Here is a 16,987-nt window from a genome sequence, read left to right as displayed (position 1 = left end):
AAACATAAAAAAAAGAAAAGATGAACTTACCAAAAGTAATCGCAAATTTAACAGAGGCGCAGAACAATTTCGACAGCCAGGCATACGCCAGCTGTTTTGCCGAAACAGCCGTAGTTTTTGATGAAGGAAAAACACATCAAGGAAAAGCAGAAATCGAACAATGGATTAAAAAAGCCAATGAAGAATATCAGGCGGTAATGAAACCAATCGATTACTTGCCTGCGGAAGAAATTTTAAAAGCAGAAGTTTCAGGAAATTTCCCGGGAAGCCCGATTGTTTTATCCTACCATCTGGAAATCAAAAATGATTTGATTGAATCTTTGAAAATTACCGGATAATCGAAACTGATGTTGCAGGCCAAATTGAATAATTTGGTTGATCACAGGCGATAATTTTCCCAAATCTGTTAAGGTATATTCTACTTTAGGCGGTATTTCGGGAAAAGAATTTTGCGCATCAACTTTCAGGAGGAAATTTCAATTCTCCCAAATAAATCAATTATTGTTAAATTAGCGTAAGGGTACAAGTTGTGAGTCAACAACATAGTTATTTTGATAATTTTTGAATTAAATGAAAACGGTAGCACAAAAAATGGGAATTAAAGAAAACGCAAAAACGTTTTTAATGAATGCTCCTGAAGATGCAATGGAATCAATTGTTCTCCCTGATATAGTATTGATTGAAACCTTAACCGGCGAGTTCGATTATATTCACTTATTTGTAACGCAAAGCGATGAACAGGTAGCTGTTTTCGCTAAGTTAAAAGCGCACCTGAAACTGGATGGCATGCTTTGGGTTTCATGGCCCAAAGGCGGCCAACTGCATACAGATTTGTCTTTACCGAAAGTGATTAAAAATGGTTATGCATTTGGATTGGTAGAAAGCACTTGCTTAAGTATAAACGATACCTGGTCTGCCATCAAATTCACCCACCCTAAAAAAGGTAAAATCTATAATAACAGTCATGCAAAATTGAAATCTCGAACTACAAACCGATGATTTTTTTTTATAAATTGTAAAACGTAAACCAAAATATATCATGATATGGCAAAACAAGTTTTCATTAATTTAGCAGTAAAGGATGTTCAAAAATCAATGGATTTCTATTCCTCATTGGGTTTCGAAAACAATCCTCAGTTTTCAGACGATGCCGGCAAATGCATGGTTTGGAGCGAAAACATCTTTGTGATGTTGCTTTCGCACGAAAAATTTTCATCTTTTGCAACCAAACCCATCGCCGATACCAAATCGGCGGTAGCAGGACTTTTCTCACTAGCTGTAGACAGTGTAGATGAAGTAAACAATATTGTTGAAAATGGCCTCAAAGCCGGCGGAACAGAACCAAATGAAATCAGGGATTACGGTTTTATGCAACAACGAACCATCGAAGATTTTGACGGACATACCTGGGAAATTTTCTTTATGGATATGTCTAAATTTCCGACAGATCAACCCGCAGGATAATAACATAAACTGAAAAAACCGCAGCCATTAAGTTGTCAATGGCTGCAGTTTAGCTAATTAATCAGCAACTTCTTTAATAAACTTGCCATCAGCACCGTACCAAACGTTTACATCAGGAGTACCTTCAATATCTACCTTGTATGTAATTTTACCTCCGGTATTAACCCAGTCTACATCATCTATCCTACCCTTTGGATATTTAGCTTTGATACTTTTTGCTATTGCAGCCGGTAACTGCCCGTTTGGAATATCTTTTTCAAATGAAACTACTTTACCACTACCCGTATAAGTGGCTTTGTGATCAACTTTAGCCAGATCAAAATCAGCTTCATAATTTCCACCCTTCATTTCCCAATCTACATCGGTTGCTTTTGGATAGGCTTTTGCGAAAGCGGCTTTTACCGCAGCAGGAACTTTACTTTGATCTATATCCTGAGCATTGCTACTGGCAATTCCTCCAACTAAGAGAAATGCTGCCATAATTGTGCTTTTATAATTCATATTAAAATAACATTAGAACAAATCAAATGTTTGCATCCTACAAGCTGACCTTTCATCTTTAACTAAAGCAAAGAGAATACGCGGAATACTAAATTACAAAGCCTTTAAAAATTCCAGATAGAGTGGAACACTTTTTTCGATATACGCTGGCGTGGATTGATATTCTATTCCATAGTAGGCGAAGCACGGTCGGTAATCTGCTTTTACATATTCGAAGCTAAGCTCAAACGGACGGGTAAGTTCTGCTAAAGGATATTTATATGTTCCTGAAGGACGAAGTTCATCTTCACCAACACCCAGTGAGATCGCCAGCGCAATCTTTTTTCCGGATAATGGATAGCCACTTTTACTTCCATAAGCCCAACCATGCGTTAAAACTTCATCAAACCATTTTTTTAATAACCATGGGCTGTTAAACCAATAATAAGGAAACTGAAACACGATTTTATCATATTTTTCCATCAGTTTCTGTTCTGCCTTAACGTCTATTTTTCCATCTGAATAGGCTTCATGAAGTTGGTGCACCACGTACTGATCAGGAAATTGGCGGAGTGCTTCAATCCATCTTTTATTTACCAAAGAGTTCTTAATATCTGGATGAGTGACAATAATTAATGTTTGCATCTTATTAAAATTTTAACTTATTTGAAACAAAAGTAATGCCCTGGCCGTAGCTTTGTTGTATCAACAGCCTATTGTAATGTACTATATAAAATGTAAGTATGACAGAGATTAAGGAGACATCAACCAATTTCGCCAATAAACAAGCACTGGCAGATGAATGCCCCGAAGCTTATGCATCTAATATTATTGGCGGCCAGTGGACATTGGTAATTTGCTCCTGGCTATTGGAGGGAAAGTTGAGGTTTAGCGAATTGAAAAAAAATTTGCCCAATATTACAGAACGAATGCTGACGCTCCAGTTACGTAAACTCGAAGAAAATAGAATTATTTCCAGAACGGTTTATGCAGAAGTACCTCCACGGGTAGAATACGAACTCACCGCCATCGGCTACGAATTAAAACCAATTATTAAGGCCTTAGAAAACTGGGGAGAAAAACATAAGGCTTTGATTGAGGAAGCTTAATTTTTATTCTCAAGGATATTGTTTTGGCCCTTTTCTGAAAACAATCCTTTGCTGTAATATCAACGTCTATTCTATTCATTTAAAAAAAGAACAACACCTCATTAAAATAAAAACAAAAAAATTAATTATTTTGTTGTCGTGATTACTATATTTGTGACAACAAAATAAATTTATCATGAGAAGATTAGAATTTGCATCGCTTCAGGTTAAGGATTTAGCGGTATCAAAAGTATTTTATACAGAAAAACTAGGGTTTGAACTTTCTGAAATGAGTAATCCACATGCCTGTGTTTTCACTTACAATAAAGGCGAAGCTAGTTTTGCAATAAGAACGCCAATTGGAGATATTGAAGGAAAACAATTAGGTATTGGCACCTCGCTTTGGTTTGCTATTGATGAGAAAATTGAGGAGTTACAAGAGCAGCTGATCGCTAAAGAAGTAACATTGGTTGGAACGATTAACAATACGCCCTTTGGAAGAACGCTAATGGCGAAAGATCCCGACGATTATGTGATTACATTTTTGGAAACCATTTAAAACGCTTGTAATGATTGATCATAAAGCAAAATATTGGATAATTGTGGCATCCAAAGATCATGTTGAAGTAGGTGTAGCACAAGGGATTGCTCAGGCATGCCACGGAAAATCTTCACCTTTAAAGAGAATGAAAAAAGGAGATTCCGTCATCTATTATTCTGGAAAACAAACGATGGGAAAACCAGATAAATGTCAGGAATTTACGGCCATTGGAAAAGTAATAACTGAAGAAACTTATACAGTTAAAGTTTCGGAAGACTTTTGCCCGTCCCGACGTGAAATGGAGTTTTTTGAATGTAAGAACGTCTCAATTCTTCCGCTGATAGATGATTTAGATTTCATTCCAAACAAAAAAAGTTGGGGTTATCCATTTCGATTTGGTTTCTTTGAAATTAAGCAAAACGATTTTAAGTTAATATCTTCAAAAATGCTTCAACATCAATATGGCGAAAGAAATAGAATTTCAGTTTAAAACCCCGAACGATAGTCCGGGTTATTTGCTCGGGCAGCTTACCATGCTTTGGCAACGTAAATTAAAGAAAGTTTTAGACCCGTTGGATTTGACACAGACCCAATTCGTATTACTTGCTGCATCGGGCTGGCTTTCAAAAACAAGCAGTGCGGTTACGCAAATTGACATCGCAAACCAGAGTAACGCCGATAGAATGATGGTTTCGAAGGTTTTACGAACATTACAGGAGAAAGGTTTTATCACGCGACAAGAACACGAAACTGACACCAGAGCGAAAACAATTCGGCTTACTCCTGATGGTGAAAATGTTTTGCAGAAAGGACTTGTTGAGGTAGAAAATGCGGATAAGGATTTCTTTGCTTCTTTAAATACCAACTTATCTTTATTCAACAAAAATATGGTACAACTTATTGATCAAAATAAAACTATATAACTACCCATCAGCTTATTTTTATTTAGATTTTAAACTTGCAGTGTTTTTAAAACCTAGAAAAGCGAAGGCTTGCATTTTAACGCAAGCCTTCGCTGTAATCATCACTAAAATTTAAAAGGATAGGTAAATATTACTTTCCGGTCTTTTCGATATCCCGATCCATTTCTACCAAATCCACATCTTCCGGGCTGGAAAAATCTCCGATTAAATATTTATTAAAATGATCGGCCAGTTTCCAGAAAGCATATTCTGTCATATCGCCAAAACCGTGGCGCTGACCTGGGATAATCAGAAAATCGAAACGTTTACCAGCTTTCATTAAGGCATTTGCCACACGAATAGAATTTGCCGGGTGCACATTATTATCAACATCGCCATGCATTAATAATAAATGCCCTTTCAGGTTTTTAGCCAAATCAGGATTTTTATCAATGCTGTATTTAAATGATGTATCGCCTTTCAAAGAAATTACCTCCTTCACACCATGATGTTTCTCGCTCCACCAACGGTTGTAAATGCTATTATCATGGTTACCTGCATTAGAAACTGCTGCTTTGAAGAAATTCGGGTAAACCAACATGGCCGCGGTAGACATAAAACCACCACCTGAGTGGCCAGTAATACCCACTTTAGTATCATCAATATAACTGAATTTTGATGCCAATTGCTCTATAGCAGTTTTCTTATCGGCCAAACCGTAATCACGCAGGTTTCCGTAGCCATATGTATGGTACCATTTCGAACGTGAAGGATTTCCACCACGGTTACCTACTGTTATAACAATATAACCAAACTGCGCCAAACGTTCTGTACGGTCCATGCTTTTACTAAAAGCTTTATTTACAGCTTCCGTTTGTGGACCAGGATAAACGTATTCAATAATAGGATATTTCTTATTTGGGTCGAAGTCGAACGGTTTGTACATTACGCCATACAAATCGGTTACCCCATCATCAGCCTTTACGGTAAACGGCTCCGGGAATTTGTAACCTGCAGCCATTAATAACGATAGATCAGTAGCTTCAAGTTCCATTACTTTATAACCATTTTTATCGTACAAAGTAGATTTTGGCGCCGTGTTCACCCTCGAGTAGTTATCGACAAAAAAGCTGTTGTTATCATTCATACTAATTGCATGATCGAAATTACCGGCGTTTAACAGTTTCATGTTCGAACCATCGAAATTGATGCTATACAGGTGCAAATAGTAAGGATCTTCTTTGCCTTCTCTCCCATTTGCTGTAAAATATAATACCCTGTTTTTCTCATCAATATTTACGATACTTTCGCAGTGGAAAGAACCTTTGGTAATTTGATTTTTGAGCTTTCCGTTTCCATCAAAAAGATAGAAATGAGCCCAGCCATCACGTTCGCTCCAGTGAATCAGTTCTTTTCCGTTGTTGATTAAACCCGGACGATTCACTTCTACATAAGTATTGAAACGCTCATCAATTAAGGGTGTTACTTTACTTGTAGCAATATCAACGGTGCCGATATCAATCCGCTTTAAATCGCGGCTTGTTCGTGAAAAATAAAATCTGCTATCATCACCTAGCCAAATCGAAGGACGAAATTCGTTATCACGATCTTTAGCGAGTGATGGTTTGCCCCAAACGCCAATGCTTTGATCTTTAAAGGCCGATACATTCAGTTTTTTATATGACTTTGCCGGGAAATCGAAAAGCAGGATTTCATCTTGTGGTGCCTCTGCTTCTCCTGGCATTTGATATTTATAAGTTTCTAAAGTTGGCCGGCCAGCTGTAACACTATTAATTACCCATAAATCTTTAACCTTACGGGAGTCAGTACGATCTAATACAAAGTACCTGGAATTTGGCGACCATAGCACATAGGCACCGCGGCGCTTTTTGTTATTTTTTTCATTCTCAACATTATTCTCACCATCGCCATCACTTCCGTAAGAGTAAAATTTTACACCATCTTTTGTAAGTTGATGTTCTACAATGGTGCTGTCTTCTTCGTTTTTAACCGCCTTTTTGTAGTTCTCTTTATCCATCCAATACAAATTATAATTGCGTGAAAAGATAATGGCAGATGAATCAGGAGCAACGGAACCCCAGCTTGGTTTTGGTTTAGGCTTGCTGAAATTTGGCACTTCAGTTAACTTCGCTGTAGCCAGGTCATATTTGAAAGAGAAAATCTTCTTTTGTAACGAATCGGCAGCTTTTTTATCCTTGCGATCAGGCTTTACTTCATCAATTGTGCTTTTCACTTCAAAAGAAATACTTTTTTCATCTGCAGCAAACTTTAAGTTCTCTAAAGGCAAATGTTCGGCATCAAATGGATCGCGAACTGCCAAAGTGATATCAGCAGCGATTTTCGCATTATCGAACATCAACTTTTTTGTTTTCGCATTCGGATCTACCAGGTACCAGAATTTCCCTTTTGGGCTTTCAAAAGTGTACCAAAAACGATTACTCAATTTCAGCCAATGTGGATCAACCGAAGTGGAATAAACCATTTTCTTCAATTTATTTGGAGAAAATCGCGAAGCGAGCTGATAATTTGCCTTTGGTTGCGCCTGGATATTTTCAGTTAGCGTAAAGGTTTTATTTTGTGCCGCAACAGTTAGGGATAGAAACGGAGCACAAAGAAAAAGTTTGTAAAGTTTGTTCATCAAAATTGGTTTGAGGCGCTAAATTATTTAATAAAAGCTGATTATGATTGGTGGAGATTGTAATAAAACAGTTAGCTTATCAAATTTTCTAGATGCTTAATTAGTTATCAACACCAGTTCATTGGGTGTACAATAAATTGCCAGAATTTATAGTTTTGTAGCAATTAAAATACTATGAACTACAAATTACTTACTATTATAGCTGCTGGCATTATTTTATTCACCAGCTGTCAATCCAACTCTCAAACCGGAAATATCGAAGGAACCGACTCTATCGGGCAGGTGACTAAAACAGCAGAGAACACCTCCACACCTATTGATGTTTCAAAAATAAAGGTGGCTGATGCCAAGACCATTTTAGCCAGAAAGCAGGTGCCTATTTTATGCTACCACCAGGTAAGAAACTGGAAACCTACAGATGGAAAAGTAGGCAAGGATTACATTGTAGAGATTCAAAACTTTAAAGACCAGATGAAAATGTTGGCTGATAGTGGCTATCATACCATTTTACCTGATCAGCTTTATGCTTACTTAAACACCGGTGCTGCATTACCGAGCAAACCCATTATGCTTACTTTTGATGATACCGACCTGGATCAGTTCACAATCGTAAATCCAACACTAAAAAAACTGGGTTATAAAGCAGTGTATTTTATCATGACTGTATCTATTGGTAAAAAAGGGAAATTTGTAGATTATATGAGCAGCGATCAGATTAAACAACTTTCTGATGAAGGCAATGTAATCGGGTCTCATACCTACGACCACAAAAACTTTAAGAAATATGCCGGCAAGGATTGGGAAGAACAATTAGATAAACCAACGAAAAGACTGGAAGAAATCACCGGCAAAAAAATGACAGAATTTGCTTATCCATTCGGCTTATGGAACGCAGAGGGAATTCCTGAACTTAAAAAACGTGGTTTCAGAATGGCTTATCAACTATCTACTAAACGTGATGAAAAAGACCCGTTGTTCACCATTCGCAGAATTATTGCCAGTGGTTACTGGAGTCCAAAAACGCTAAGCAACAGCATTAAAAATAGCTTTTAAATATTCAAACCCCGGCATTGTCTGGGGTTTTCTTTTTTAAACGAAAAATAAAATGAAAAAAATCGCCTTCCTCATCCTTTCATTGCTTTCAGGTATAACATTCGCTCAAATACCGCATCTTAACGGCCAGGTTAATATTGATATGAAAAGCGGTCAGATTACCTGTGATTTCGTATTAAGCAAAATTCCAGATCTGGGTAAAGATTATCAGATAGTATTGAATAAAGGTTTCAATATTAAAGCGATTAAGGATGCTGATCACAATACCTTGAAATATTCTGGTTTTTACGGAGGAGCAATGCGTGGCGAAGGTTTAACTTACGCACCACTATCCAAAGATAGTACGATGGTGAATCCGAAGCAGCTTCATATTACCTACACAGGCGCTTTTCCAATTTATACTGACACGTTGAACTTTATAGATTTTAAAGGTTTAATCGCTTTCAATGGCAAAACGATGCGAGCGGCTGACCAATCAAAATGGTATCCGATTATTTACGATGTAAAAAACGATCGGCTGATTGAGCAGGTTACTTTTAATATTCAGGTGAGTGCTAATGGTGCCAAAACGATTTTTGTGAATGGCGATTTACCACAAGCGGGGCCAACCGCAAGGTTTAAATCGGATATTGCCATTGCTCCGATGTTGTTTGTTGGCGATTATGGCGTACAAAAAACGAATGGTGCCTTATTTTTAAACACCAACATGGATCAGCGGCAGTTATCTATTTTTGAACAAAATATTGGCGAAATGAAAGCTTATTTTTCTAAAAACCTTAAAATCCCTTACGATACGAAAAATGTTTTTATGGAACATGAACCAGTAGAAAAATTTAATAAAGGCCGCAGCTGGGGCTTTGTCGCTTTTCCAACCATCGCTTTTGCAGGAATCAGGCTTGGTGACATGATTGATGATCAAAAACCGCAACTGAAAGATTCTACGGATTATCCGTTTATCGCCCACGAAATTGGCCATTATTATTTCGGAAATGTGTTGCAACCCAATTCTACCCTATTTTGGTTTTTTCTGGAATCTACTGCAGAATATTTATCCGTAAAAGCCAGTGAAGAAAAATTCGGAAAAACATTTGCTACGAAATACTTTCTGGATAGAGGCAAACAGCTTAAAAACTTCAAGGCAAAACCCTTAAATGCCATCATAAACATGAACGATATCTCTGGCACTTACCGCTACAGCTATGGCCCGTTTTTATTGCGGGGTCTTGAACAAATCGTCGGAGAAAAGCAAATGTTTAAATTTTTAAATACCTGCTTAATGGCCAAAACAGAGGCAACTGATTATAGCTTTTTCAAACGCAATGCACTAAAATCAGGTATATCAACAAAAGAATGGGACACCTTTGAGAGGGACTTTATTTTATCTGAAAACGCAGTATCTTTGGTGAAATAATTGATAAAAATTGAACAAGAAATTTAAACCAGCGCCCCATCTCCTAACATTCATCTTATTTTCAGGCTTATTTATTTCTGCCTGTGGCGATCAAACCGCAACAAAAAAAGATAAAGAAGATACAACTACTACTGCCCTAAAAACAGATAGCACAAAAAGAAAACCTGCTGATGCAAAAACCATTCTGGCTCGCAAAGAAGTGCCTGTTTTATGCTACCACCAAATTAGAAATGCTTTGGCGAGTGACAGTAAGCGAGCAGGTGATGACATTATTTCGCCAGACAAATTTAGAGATCATATTAAGATGCTGGCTGATAGCGGTTACCATACCGTTTTACCCGATCAGCTTTATGATTACCTGATTTATGGCGCTAAACTACCTGAAAAGCCGATTATGATTACGTTTGATGATACCGACATGGATCAGTTTACAGTCGGCAACACCACTTTAAAAAAATATGGCTTCAAAGGGGTTTATTTTATCATGACGGTTTCTATTGGCAGAAAAGGAAGAATCAATTACATGACCAAAGAAAACATCAAACAGCTAGCTGATGAAGGCAATACAATTGCGAGTCATACTTATGATCATAAAAATTTTGCTCAATTTAAAGATGAAGACTGGAAAACCCAAATAGATGAACCCACTAAAAAGCTGGAAGAAATCACTGGAAAAAAAGTTGAATATTTTGCCTATCCTTATGGTGTATTCAAGGCTGCGAATTTGCATAAATTAAAAGAACATGGCTTTAAGGCTGCCTTTATTTTGTCTACCGCCCGTGATGAAAACTATCCGCTTTATACCATCCGCAGGATAATTGATCCGGGCAGATATTCAGCCAAAAACCTTTATTATAGTATCAACAAAAGCTTTAACAAAACAAAATCATAGTTTCAGATGTAAATTAAGTTATTGCTTAATCATCTTTTCATGAGAAAATACATTCATCTTATCGTTTTTAGTTTTTTGATTCTCGCATCTTGTACCAATTCAAAAAACAGCCAAGATACCGAAGGAACTTCCGATAGCACAATTACTGCCGTAACGGAGTTGCCTGCAAATTTTTATAAAAGATTGGAAGGTACCATTGCCGGAAAAAGCGTGGTTATGAATTTACAAAAACTAGATGGTGAATATGATGGTAATTATTACTACGATGGTCCATGGTTAAATTTATCAACTGATACGCTGGTGGGTAAAGATAGCCTCGTTCTGTTTGAAAATAGCTTTTACGATTATTACTTTGATCAGGACGCCAAGCAAAATCACTTAGCGCTAAAATGGACAGGAAATGGCTTTAAAGGGACGTGGTCTGACGGTAAGGGAACAAAGAATTTTCCAATTCAGTTAACGGAGAAATATCCTGAAGGCAGTTATCAATTTACCACAGGTGTTTACACCGATTCGGTGAAAGCATTCGCTGACCGGGAAAAATCACCAAAGGCATCCATTAGTTTTGAATACTTACAGGCAAAATCAACTGATGATGCTGGAAATTGGCTAAATGATCAATTGAAAAGCATTTCTGGAGTGAAATCAGGGAATGAAAACCGGGAGGCTGGCTTTAAAAAAATGGCTACGGCATATTTTGCTGATTATAAACAACAGATTTCCAAGCAGCAAAAAGATGGTCCTGACCGTGGCTTTGAAGCCTGGATGAATTATACAGATGACAGTCAGCAGAGTATTGTTTATAATGAGAATGGATTTGTTGTAGTAGATTACCTTACAGATGCGTATACCGGCGGTGCCCATGGAAACTATGCCAGCACCATGTTTTGCCTTGATGTTAAAAATAAAAAACAGATGCTATTGAACGATGTGGTTAAAATTGATTCTAATTCTCTACAAAAGTTGCTTGAGCAAAACTTGAGAAAGCAATATAACATTAAGCCGCAAGATCAGTTAACTAAAGTATTGTTTGATAACTTTCTGAAACCTAATAAAAACTTTTATTTCAATAAAAACGGATTAGCATTTATGTACAACCCTTACGAGGTAGCAAGTTATGCACAAGGGCAAATTGTAGTTTTTATCCCTTTTTCAGAACTGAAAAATTACTTAATTCCTGCCTTTGCGGAAAGAATTGGTGTGAAACTATAAGACGAGATTACAAATCTCGACTAGCCAAAAATACTGGTCTGGATTTGTAATCCAGATCCTCGAACTTTGGATTTTTAATCCAATACTGTAAGACAAGATTACAAATCTCAACTAGCCAAAATGTTGGTCTGGATTTGTAATCCAGATCCTCGAACTTTGGATTTTTAATCCAATACCGTAAGACGAGATTACAAATCTCAACTAGCCAAAATGCTGGTCTGGATTTGTAATCCAGATCCTCGAACTTTGGATTTTTAATCCAATACTGTAAGACGAAATTACAAATCTCAACTAGCCAAAATGCTGGTCTGGATTTGTAATCCAGATCCTCTAACTTTGAATTTTTAATCCAATACCGTAAGACGAGATTACAAATCTCGACTAGCCAAAATGTTGGTCTGGATTTGCAATCCAGACCCTCGAACTACGGTTTTTAATTACCGTAAGACGAGATTACAAATCTCGACTAGCCAAAAATGCTGGTCTGCATTTGCAATCCAGCCCCTCGAGCTTTGGATTTTTAATCCAATACCGTAAGACGAGATTACAAATCTCAACTAGCGACATTGTTTTGGTCGTGTTGGTCTGGATTTGCAATCCAGATCCTTGAACTTTGGATTTTTAATCCAATACCGTAAGACGAGATTACAAATCTCGACTAGCCAAAAATGCTGGTCTGCATTTGCAATCCAGATGCTCGAACTATGGTTTTTAATCCAATACTGTGAGAAGAGATTACAAATCTCGACTAGCGACATTGTTTTGGTCGTGTTAGTCTGGATTTGCAATCCAGATGCTCGAACAGTGGATTTTTAATCCAATACCGTAAGACGAGATTACAAATCTCGACTAGCCATCGAAGAAATTTACAGAATCTCTTTTACAACATATTTATTTCCATTAAGAATCAGCTCATCTCCTACTTTGGCTCCAATAAAAAGCCTTCCTATAGGCGATGCCTGTGAAACGGCGATGAAGCTTTGTCCATCTGCTTTGATTTCACCTGCGCTGATACTGATGTAGAAATTTCCTTTGGAAGTTAAAACCAGACTTCCATTTTTTACCACTTTAGCAGCGTCAACATTTTCAACCTGCTGTAATGCTATTTTCTGCTGACCAGCTTCATAAAGCAATTTATTGTTCCGATCCATTTCCTGCTGCATCATCTCTCGGGTGGTTTCGTACTTATCTCCGGCGCTACTTTTGGTGTCGTCGTTAGATGCCTGCCTAGCCTGTTGCAATGAATACTCAATATTTTCAATTCGGTTTTGAATAAATGTTAGGCAAAGCTGATACAATTGAGATTTTAAGGTAGACATATTTTGAATGGAAGGTGGAAAAGGGTAAATGGATAATGTAAATTGGAAATGGATAATGGGAAATGGATTAACTGCGTAAGGCCAAGGCTTGCTTGAGCATAGATTTTATATTATCCTCTGATATATCTTCGAGGTGATTGACTAATAAAATTTTCATTTTAGCTCTTTTTTCCTGTAGCAAGTCTTCGTGGTCTATTTTGTTTCCATCAACAAAACCAATGTAAGGCTGATAATATTTTTTATGAATCCAAAGATAGCAGAACATTTTTCCTTTATGATAATAAAACGGCAAACCATATTTCCAATGTTCCGTGATATTTTCACAGCCAGTAAGCAGCAGCCTTAAATACTGCAGGCAGCCTTTCATTGGCTCATCTTTTTCCTCAAAGAAATTATCTAATGGATTAAGCATCTTTTAAAGATTGGATATATTGTTTGATTGCTAAATTGTTGGACATTTTCAACTAATTACCAATTTTCAGTTTCCAATTATCAGTTTCCAGTTATCAATTCCCCAATGAACCAATGAACCAGTTACCCAGTGAACCAATGAACAAATAAACCAGTGAACCAATGAACCAATAAACCTTACTCCTCCATCCACTTCACCTTTTCTTCAATCGAGCTACGGTTAGGCGCCCAGGGTTTTTCATTATGGTAGCCCATGTAAAAAAGGCCGATACATTTTTCATTTTCCGCAAGACCTAAAAATTCGCCCAAATCATGAATTAAGGGTGGCGAACTCCAGTAAGTACCAACTTTTAAACTCTCGGCAGTGATTGCCATATTTTGTACAGCACAAGAAACGGCTGCCAATTCTTCCCATTCCGGAATTTTACCACTTACTGCCATATTAATGGCGATAATACAATCTGCCTGCGCCGTTTTCTCAGCGAAACTATCATATTTTTTCTGAAGGAAATTTTGTGGCGAAACAAGATTTTTATATAACCTACCAAGTTCTTTCCCAAGTTTGGCCAAGCCTGCTTTTCTGATCACAGTAAACCGCCAGGGCTGTGTTAGCTTATGTGTAGGTGCGTAATTTGCCGTTTCCAAAATTTGGTTGATCACCTCAACAGGAATTTCTTTTTTGATATAACTGGCAGGAAAAATACTGCGTCGTTCTTTTATAACCTGAGATACGATTTCATAATTGCTCATTTTGTAAAAATAGTTAAAAGCAAAAAGATTAAAGTTGAAAGCAATTGATAAAACGTATTAAACAAAAAGATTTGACGTTTTAATGTCTTGCCAGACAAGGATTCCATAGTATACGACAATGCTGAAAGCAAAATTTAAACCTTAAATATTTCGCTCTACTGCTGGCACTTTTCACTTTAAACTTTCAACTTTTTACCTTAAGCTGCTTCCTGATTTGTTTAACTTTTGCAAAAAAAGCGATACTTTCTTTATCTACCAGAAACGCCATAGTATCAATTAATTCTTCTTTAATCCATTGATGTTTTGGAATCAAATTGGCGAGAATATTTAAACAATGTGATTTTACCGCTACGGGAATATTTTCATCAATTAACCAGGCGAACACAACTTCTACAATAGTGTCAGTTTCATAATCTGTGATGATGGCTTTAATATCAGGTGATGTTTTTCTGTTTGTAATAAAAGCCAGAATTTTAACGTAATGGCGTAAGGCAGAAAGATTTTGTTGCAACGGAAGTTTTTCGAGGAAATATGTAGCATGAGGCAAAAACCGATCCTGATGATTGGAATAAATACGTTCCAAAATCCACGCGGCCCTGAAACCAATTTGTTCATCTTGATGGAAACTTAAATCGATCAAATCTTTTGCAGAAAAAGTTTGCGCAGATGCCTTTGCGGCCAACTGCTCCACTTCTATTTTGCCAACTGGTTTTTGTAAGAGATCTGTTAACATTCGCATGAATGATAAAATTAAAAAAAATTCCGTCAGCTGAAGCAGACGGCAATGAAATGGCTAAATGTACAGGCAATGGCTTATTCATTGCCGTTGGTTTTAAATCATTAAACCTAACGCGATTCATTGCCGTTGGTTTCAACCAACGGATAAAAACATTTGCCAAATCGGCTTTAGGCAAAATAGTACTTTGGGTTTTCTTTCTAGCCAAAAGCACAAACCATTGTTAAATAAACCCGATTGAATGAAAATACTTTTTGTTGCAGTGTTCAACAGACTCAGACTGACGACAACAAAAAGATTGAAGTGAAAGCGGGACTGCAACTGCCATAAAATGCCGAGCCTTCATTTTCAAATAAAAGCAAACACTAACCGACTATTGGCTTTTGACTTCGGACTATAAACCCTATCTTTGCGGCTTATTTCTATTTAATATGATTTCAGTTTCTAATTTATCGTTACGATACGGCAAACGCACATTATTTGAAGATGTTAACTTAAAATTTACCCAGGGCAACTGCTATGGTGTAATTGGGGCTAATGGTGCAGGTAAATCTACTTTCCTTAAAATTTTATCGGGAGAGGTGAACCAAACTTCAGGTAGTGTAGCCTTTACTCCAGGAGAAAGAATGGCGGTTTTAAAACAAAACCACTACGAATTTGATGAGTTTTCGGTATTAGAAACTGTTATGATTGGCCATAAAGAACTTTATGCCATTATGAAAGAGAAAGATGCCATTTACATGAAAGAAGATTTTACCGAAAAAGATGGCGAACGTGCCGGAGAATTGGAAAATCTTTTTGCTGAAATGGACGGATGGAACATGGAAAGCAACGCTGCAACCATGTTGAGCAACTTGGGTATTACGGAAGATAACCACTATAAATTATTAAAGGAACTGGATAATACACAAAAAGTACGTGTGTTATTGGCTCAGGCTTTATTTGGCAATCCGGATATTTTATTATTGGATGAGCCTACCAACGATTTGGATATTGAAACCATTGCCTGGCTGGAAAATTTCTTAGCTGATTACCAGAACATAGTATTGGTGGTTTCTCACGACAGGCACTTTTTAGATGCAGTTTGTACGCACATTGTTGATATCGACTTTGCTAAAATGAGCATTTATACCGGTAACTATACGTTCTGGTATGAATCGAGTCAGCTGGCGTTAAAACAACGTAGCGACCAGAACAAAAAGATGGAAGATAAGGTGAAAGAGTTGCAGGAATTTATCCGCAGGTTTAGTGCGAATGCATCGAAATCAAAGCAGGCAACTTCACGTAAAAAGGCTTTAGATAAAATTGATATTACTGAAATTAAAGCATCGAGCCGTAAATACCCGGCCATTATTTTCAACAATACCGGTCGTGAGGCGGGTGACCAGATTTTACAGGTTGATGGATTAGGTAAATCTGGAAACGATGGCCTGTTGTTCGACAAAGTGACTTTTATGGTAAATAAGGGCGATAAAATTGCCGTTTTATCTCAAAACAGTTTAGCAACCGCAGCATTTTATGATGTGTTAACGGGTAGAGCCCCTGCTGATAAAGGTGAATTTAAATGGGGTGTTACCATTAGCACTGCTGATATTCCGAATGATAACTCTGAATATTTTGCGGGCAAGGATGAAAACCTGGTAGATTGGTTACGTGAATATTCTGGAACGGATGCCGATGAGCAATTTGTGCGTAGCTTTTTAGGTCGGATGTTATTCTCGGGTGAGGAAGTTCTGAAAAATGTAAAAGTGCTTTCAGGAGGTGAAAAAATGCGTTGTATGTTCTCAAGGATGATGTTACAGCAAGCTAACCTGTTAATGTTTGATGAACCAACCAACCACCTGGATTTAGAATCAATTGAAGCGTTGAACAATGGTATGAAAGATTTTAAAGGTGCGATTTTGTTTACTTCACGAGATCACCAGTTAACTGAAACCGTAGCCAACAGAATTATTGAGATTACACCGAAAGGCACCATCGATAAATTAATGACCTACGATGAGTACATCAACAGTCCTGATGTGGCAAAACTTCGCGAAGAAATGTACGCTTAACTTTTTGCTAAAATA

The 16,987-nt window shown here is 37.3% G+C and carries 21 protein-coding genes; 13 read left to right on the top strand and 8 right to left on the bottom strand.

All coding sequences use genetic code 11. From position 1 onward, the window contains the following. Window positions 1-20 precede the first annotated feature (20 nt). Window positions 21-338 carry a nuclear transport factor 2 family protein gene (locus R2Q70_RS04715; RefSeq protein ID WP_316806497.1) on the top strand — a complete coding sequence of 106 codons (318 nt, stop codon included), beginning with the start codon at window positions 21-23 and terminating at the stop codon, window positions 336-338. Here R2Q70_RS04715 and R2Q70_RS04710 read toward each other — a convergent pair. Beyond that, on the bottom strand, window positions 279-467 hold the full coding sequence (locus tag R2Q70_RS04710) for a winged helix-turn-helix transcriptional regulator (protein ID WP_316806814.1): 189 nt from the start codon (window positions 465-467) through the stop codon (window positions 279-281). The genes R2Q70_RS04715 and R2Q70_RS04710 overlap by 60 nt on opposite strands. A gap of 103 nt (window positions 468-570) precedes the next feature. On the opposite strand from R2Q70_RS04710, the gene R2Q70_RS04705 reads away from it, so the two are divergent. Together R2Q70_RS04705 and R2Q70_RS04700 are read left to right on the top strand one after the other, a co-directional pair. Next, window positions 571-999, top strand: a complete 429-nt coding sequence (locus R2Q70_RS04705; RefSeq protein WP_316806496.1) for a hypothetical protein — start codon at window positions 571-573, stop codon at window positions 997-999. A gap of 45 nt (window positions 1,000-1,044) precedes the next feature. Then, window positions 1,045-1,464 carry a VOC family protein gene (locus R2Q70_RS04700; RefSeq protein WP_316806495.1) on the top strand — a complete coding sequence of 140 codons (420 nt, stop codon included), beginning with the start codon at window positions 1,045-1,047 and terminating at the stop codon, window positions 1,462-1,464. A gap of 57 nt (window positions 1,465-1,521) precedes the next feature. Here R2Q70_RS04700 and R2Q70_RS04695 read toward each other — a convergent pair whose 3' ends face one another. Together R2Q70_RS04695 and R2Q70_RS04690 are read right to left on the bottom strand one after the other, a co-directional pair. After that, window positions 1,522-1,944, bottom strand: coding sequence for a PepSY-like domain-containing protein (locus tag R2Q70_RS04695; RefSeq protein ID WP_316806494.1), 423 nt, complete (start codon window positions 1,942-1,944; stop codon window positions 1,522-1,524). 114 nt (window positions 1,945-2,058) lie between these two features. Continuing rightward, window positions 2,059-2,589 carry an NAD(P)H-dependent oxidoreductase gene (locus R2Q70_RS04690; protein WP_316806493.1) on the bottom strand — a complete coding sequence of 177 codons (531 nt, stop codon included), beginning with the start codon at window positions 2,587-2,589 and terminating at the stop codon, window positions 2,059-2,061. Window positions 2,590-2,687: 98 nt separating this feature from the next. On the opposite strand from R2Q70_RS04690, the gene R2Q70_RS04685 reads away from it, so the two are divergent. The 4 genes from R2Q70_RS04685 to R2Q70_RS04670 all read left to right on the top strand — a co-directional run bounded on the left by R2Q70_RS04685 (window position 2,688) and on the right by R2Q70_RS04670 (window position 4,496). Beyond that, entirely contained in the window at window positions 2,688-3,053 is a 366-nt protein-coding gene (locus R2Q70_RS04685; protein ID WP_316806492.1) for a helix-turn-helix domain-containing protein, read from the top strand. 175 nt (window positions 3,054-3,228) lie between these two features. Next, window positions 3,229-3,591, top strand: coding sequence for a VOC family protein (locus tag R2Q70_RS04680; protein ID WP_316806491.1), 363 nt, complete (start codon window positions 3,229-3,231; stop codon window positions 3,589-3,591). Window positions 3,592-3,601: 10 nt separating this feature from the next. Next, window positions 3,602-4,063, top strand: a complete 462-nt coding sequence (locus R2Q70_RS04675; RefSeq protein ID WP_316806490.1) for an EVE domain-containing protein — start codon at window positions 3,602-3,604, stop codon at window positions 4,061-4,063. After that, window positions 4,035-4,496 (top strand): MarR family winged helix-turn-helix transcriptional regulator, encoded by a 462-nt coding sequence (locus tag R2Q70_RS04670; protein WP_316806489.1) that lies wholly within the window; start codon window positions 4,035-4,037, stop codon window positions 4,494-4,496. Before R2Q70_RS04675 ends, R2Q70_RS04670 begins: the two co-directional genes overlap by 29 nt. 130 nt (window positions 4,497-4,626) lie before the next feature. On the opposite strand, the gene R2Q70_RS04665 is transcribed toward R2Q70_RS04670, so the two are convergent. Further along, the gene (locus tag R2Q70_RS04665; protein WP_316806488.1) at window positions 4,627-7,134 is read right to left on the bottom strand and encodes a S9 family peptidase; all 2,508 of its coding nucleotides are present in this window, start codon (window positions 7,132-7,134) and stop codon (window positions 4,627-4,629) included. 174 nt (window positions 7,135-7,308) lie between these two features. Between R2Q70_RS04665 and R2Q70_RS04660 the strand changes: the two genes are divergently transcribed. Genes R2Q70_RS04660 through R2Q70_RS04645 form a run of 4 tightly spaced genes read left to right on the top strand, consistent with a single transcriptional unit; the run spans window position 7,309 to window position 11,702 of the window. Further along, on the top strand, window positions 7,309-8,187 hold the full coding sequence (locus tag R2Q70_RS04660; protein ID WP_316806487.1) for a polysaccharide deacetylase family protein: 879 nt from the start codon (window positions 7,309-7,311) through the stop codon (window positions 8,185-8,187). Window positions 8,188-8,239: 52 nt separating this feature from the next. Further along, the gene (locus tag R2Q70_RS04655) at window positions 8,240-9,598 is read left to right on the top strand and encodes a M1 family aminopeptidase (RefSeq protein WP_316806486.1); all 1,359 of its coding nucleotides are present in this window, start codon (window positions 8,240-8,242) and stop codon (window positions 9,596-9,598) included. A gap of 10 nt (window positions 9,599-9,608) precedes the next feature. Then, entirely contained in the window at window positions 9,609-10,490 is an 882-nt protein-coding gene (locus R2Q70_RS04650; RefSeq protein WP_316806485.1) for a polysaccharide deacetylase family protein, read from the top strand. A 39-nt stretch (window positions 10,491-10,529) separates the two neighbouring features. Beyond that, the gene (locus tag R2Q70_RS04645) at window positions 10,530-11,702 is read left to right on the top strand and encodes a DUF3298 and DUF4163 domain-containing protein (RefSeq protein ID WP_316806484.1); all 1,173 of its coding nucleotides are present in this window, start codon (window positions 10,530-10,532) and stop codon (window positions 11,700-11,702) included. Between the two features lie 866 nt (window positions 11,703-12,568). On the opposite strand, the gene R2Q70_RS04640 is transcribed toward R2Q70_RS04645, so the two are convergent. From R2Q70_RS04640 to R2Q70_RS04625, 4 genes are all read right to left on the bottom strand, one after another. Beyond that, a complete protein-coding gene (locus tag R2Q70_RS04640; RefSeq protein ID WP_316806483.1) occupies window positions 12,569-13,021 on the bottom strand; it encodes a 3-oxoacyl-ACP synthase in 453 nt (150 codons plus the stop codon). Between the two features lie 67 nt (window positions 13,022-13,088). Continuing rightward, a complete protein-coding gene (locus R2Q70_RS04635; RefSeq protein ID WP_316806482.1) occupies window positions 13,089-13,433 on the bottom strand; it encodes a DUF1801 domain-containing protein in 345 nt (114 codons plus the stop codon). Between the two features lie 176 nt (window positions 13,434-13,609). Further along, window positions 13,610-14,182 (bottom strand): nitroreductase, encoded by a 573-nt coding sequence (locus tag R2Q70_RS04630; protein WP_316806481.1) that lies wholly within the window; start codon window positions 14,180-14,182, stop codon window positions 13,610-13,612. A gap of 184 nt (window positions 14,183-14,366) precedes the next feature. Further along, window positions 14,367-14,915 carry a hypothetical protein gene (locus R2Q70_RS04625; RefSeq protein WP_316806480.1) on the bottom strand — a complete coding sequence of 183 codons (549 nt, stop codon included), beginning with the start codon at window positions 14,913-14,915 and terminating at the stop codon, window positions 14,367-14,369. Window positions 14,916-14,923: 8 nt separating this feature from the next. On the opposite strand from R2Q70_RS04625, the gene R2Q70_RS04620 reads away from it, so the two are divergent. Together R2Q70_RS04620 and R2Q70_RS04615 are read left to right on the top strand one after the other, a co-directional pair. After that, a complete protein-coding gene (locus R2Q70_RS04620) occupies window positions 14,924-15,145 on the top strand; it encodes a hypothetical protein (RefSeq protein WP_316806479.1) in 222 nt (73 codons plus the stop codon). Window positions 15,146-15,349: 204 nt separating this feature from the next. Next, on the top strand, window positions 15,350-16,972 hold the full coding sequence (locus R2Q70_RS04615; RefSeq protein WP_316806478.1) for an ABC-F family ATP-binding cassette domain-containing protein: 1,623 nt from the start codon (window positions 15,350-15,352) through the stop codon (window positions 16,970-16,972). The last annotated feature ends 15 nt before the right edge of the window (window positions 16,973-16,987 follow it).

The organism is Pedobacter agri (assembly GCF_032678665.1).
In the GTDB taxonomy this organism is placed as follows: Bacteria; Bacteroidota; Bacteroidia; order Sphingobacteriales; family Sphingobacteriaceae; genus Pedobacter; species Pedobacter agri_A.
This window is presented reverse-complemented; position numbering and strand designations above follow the sequence as displayed.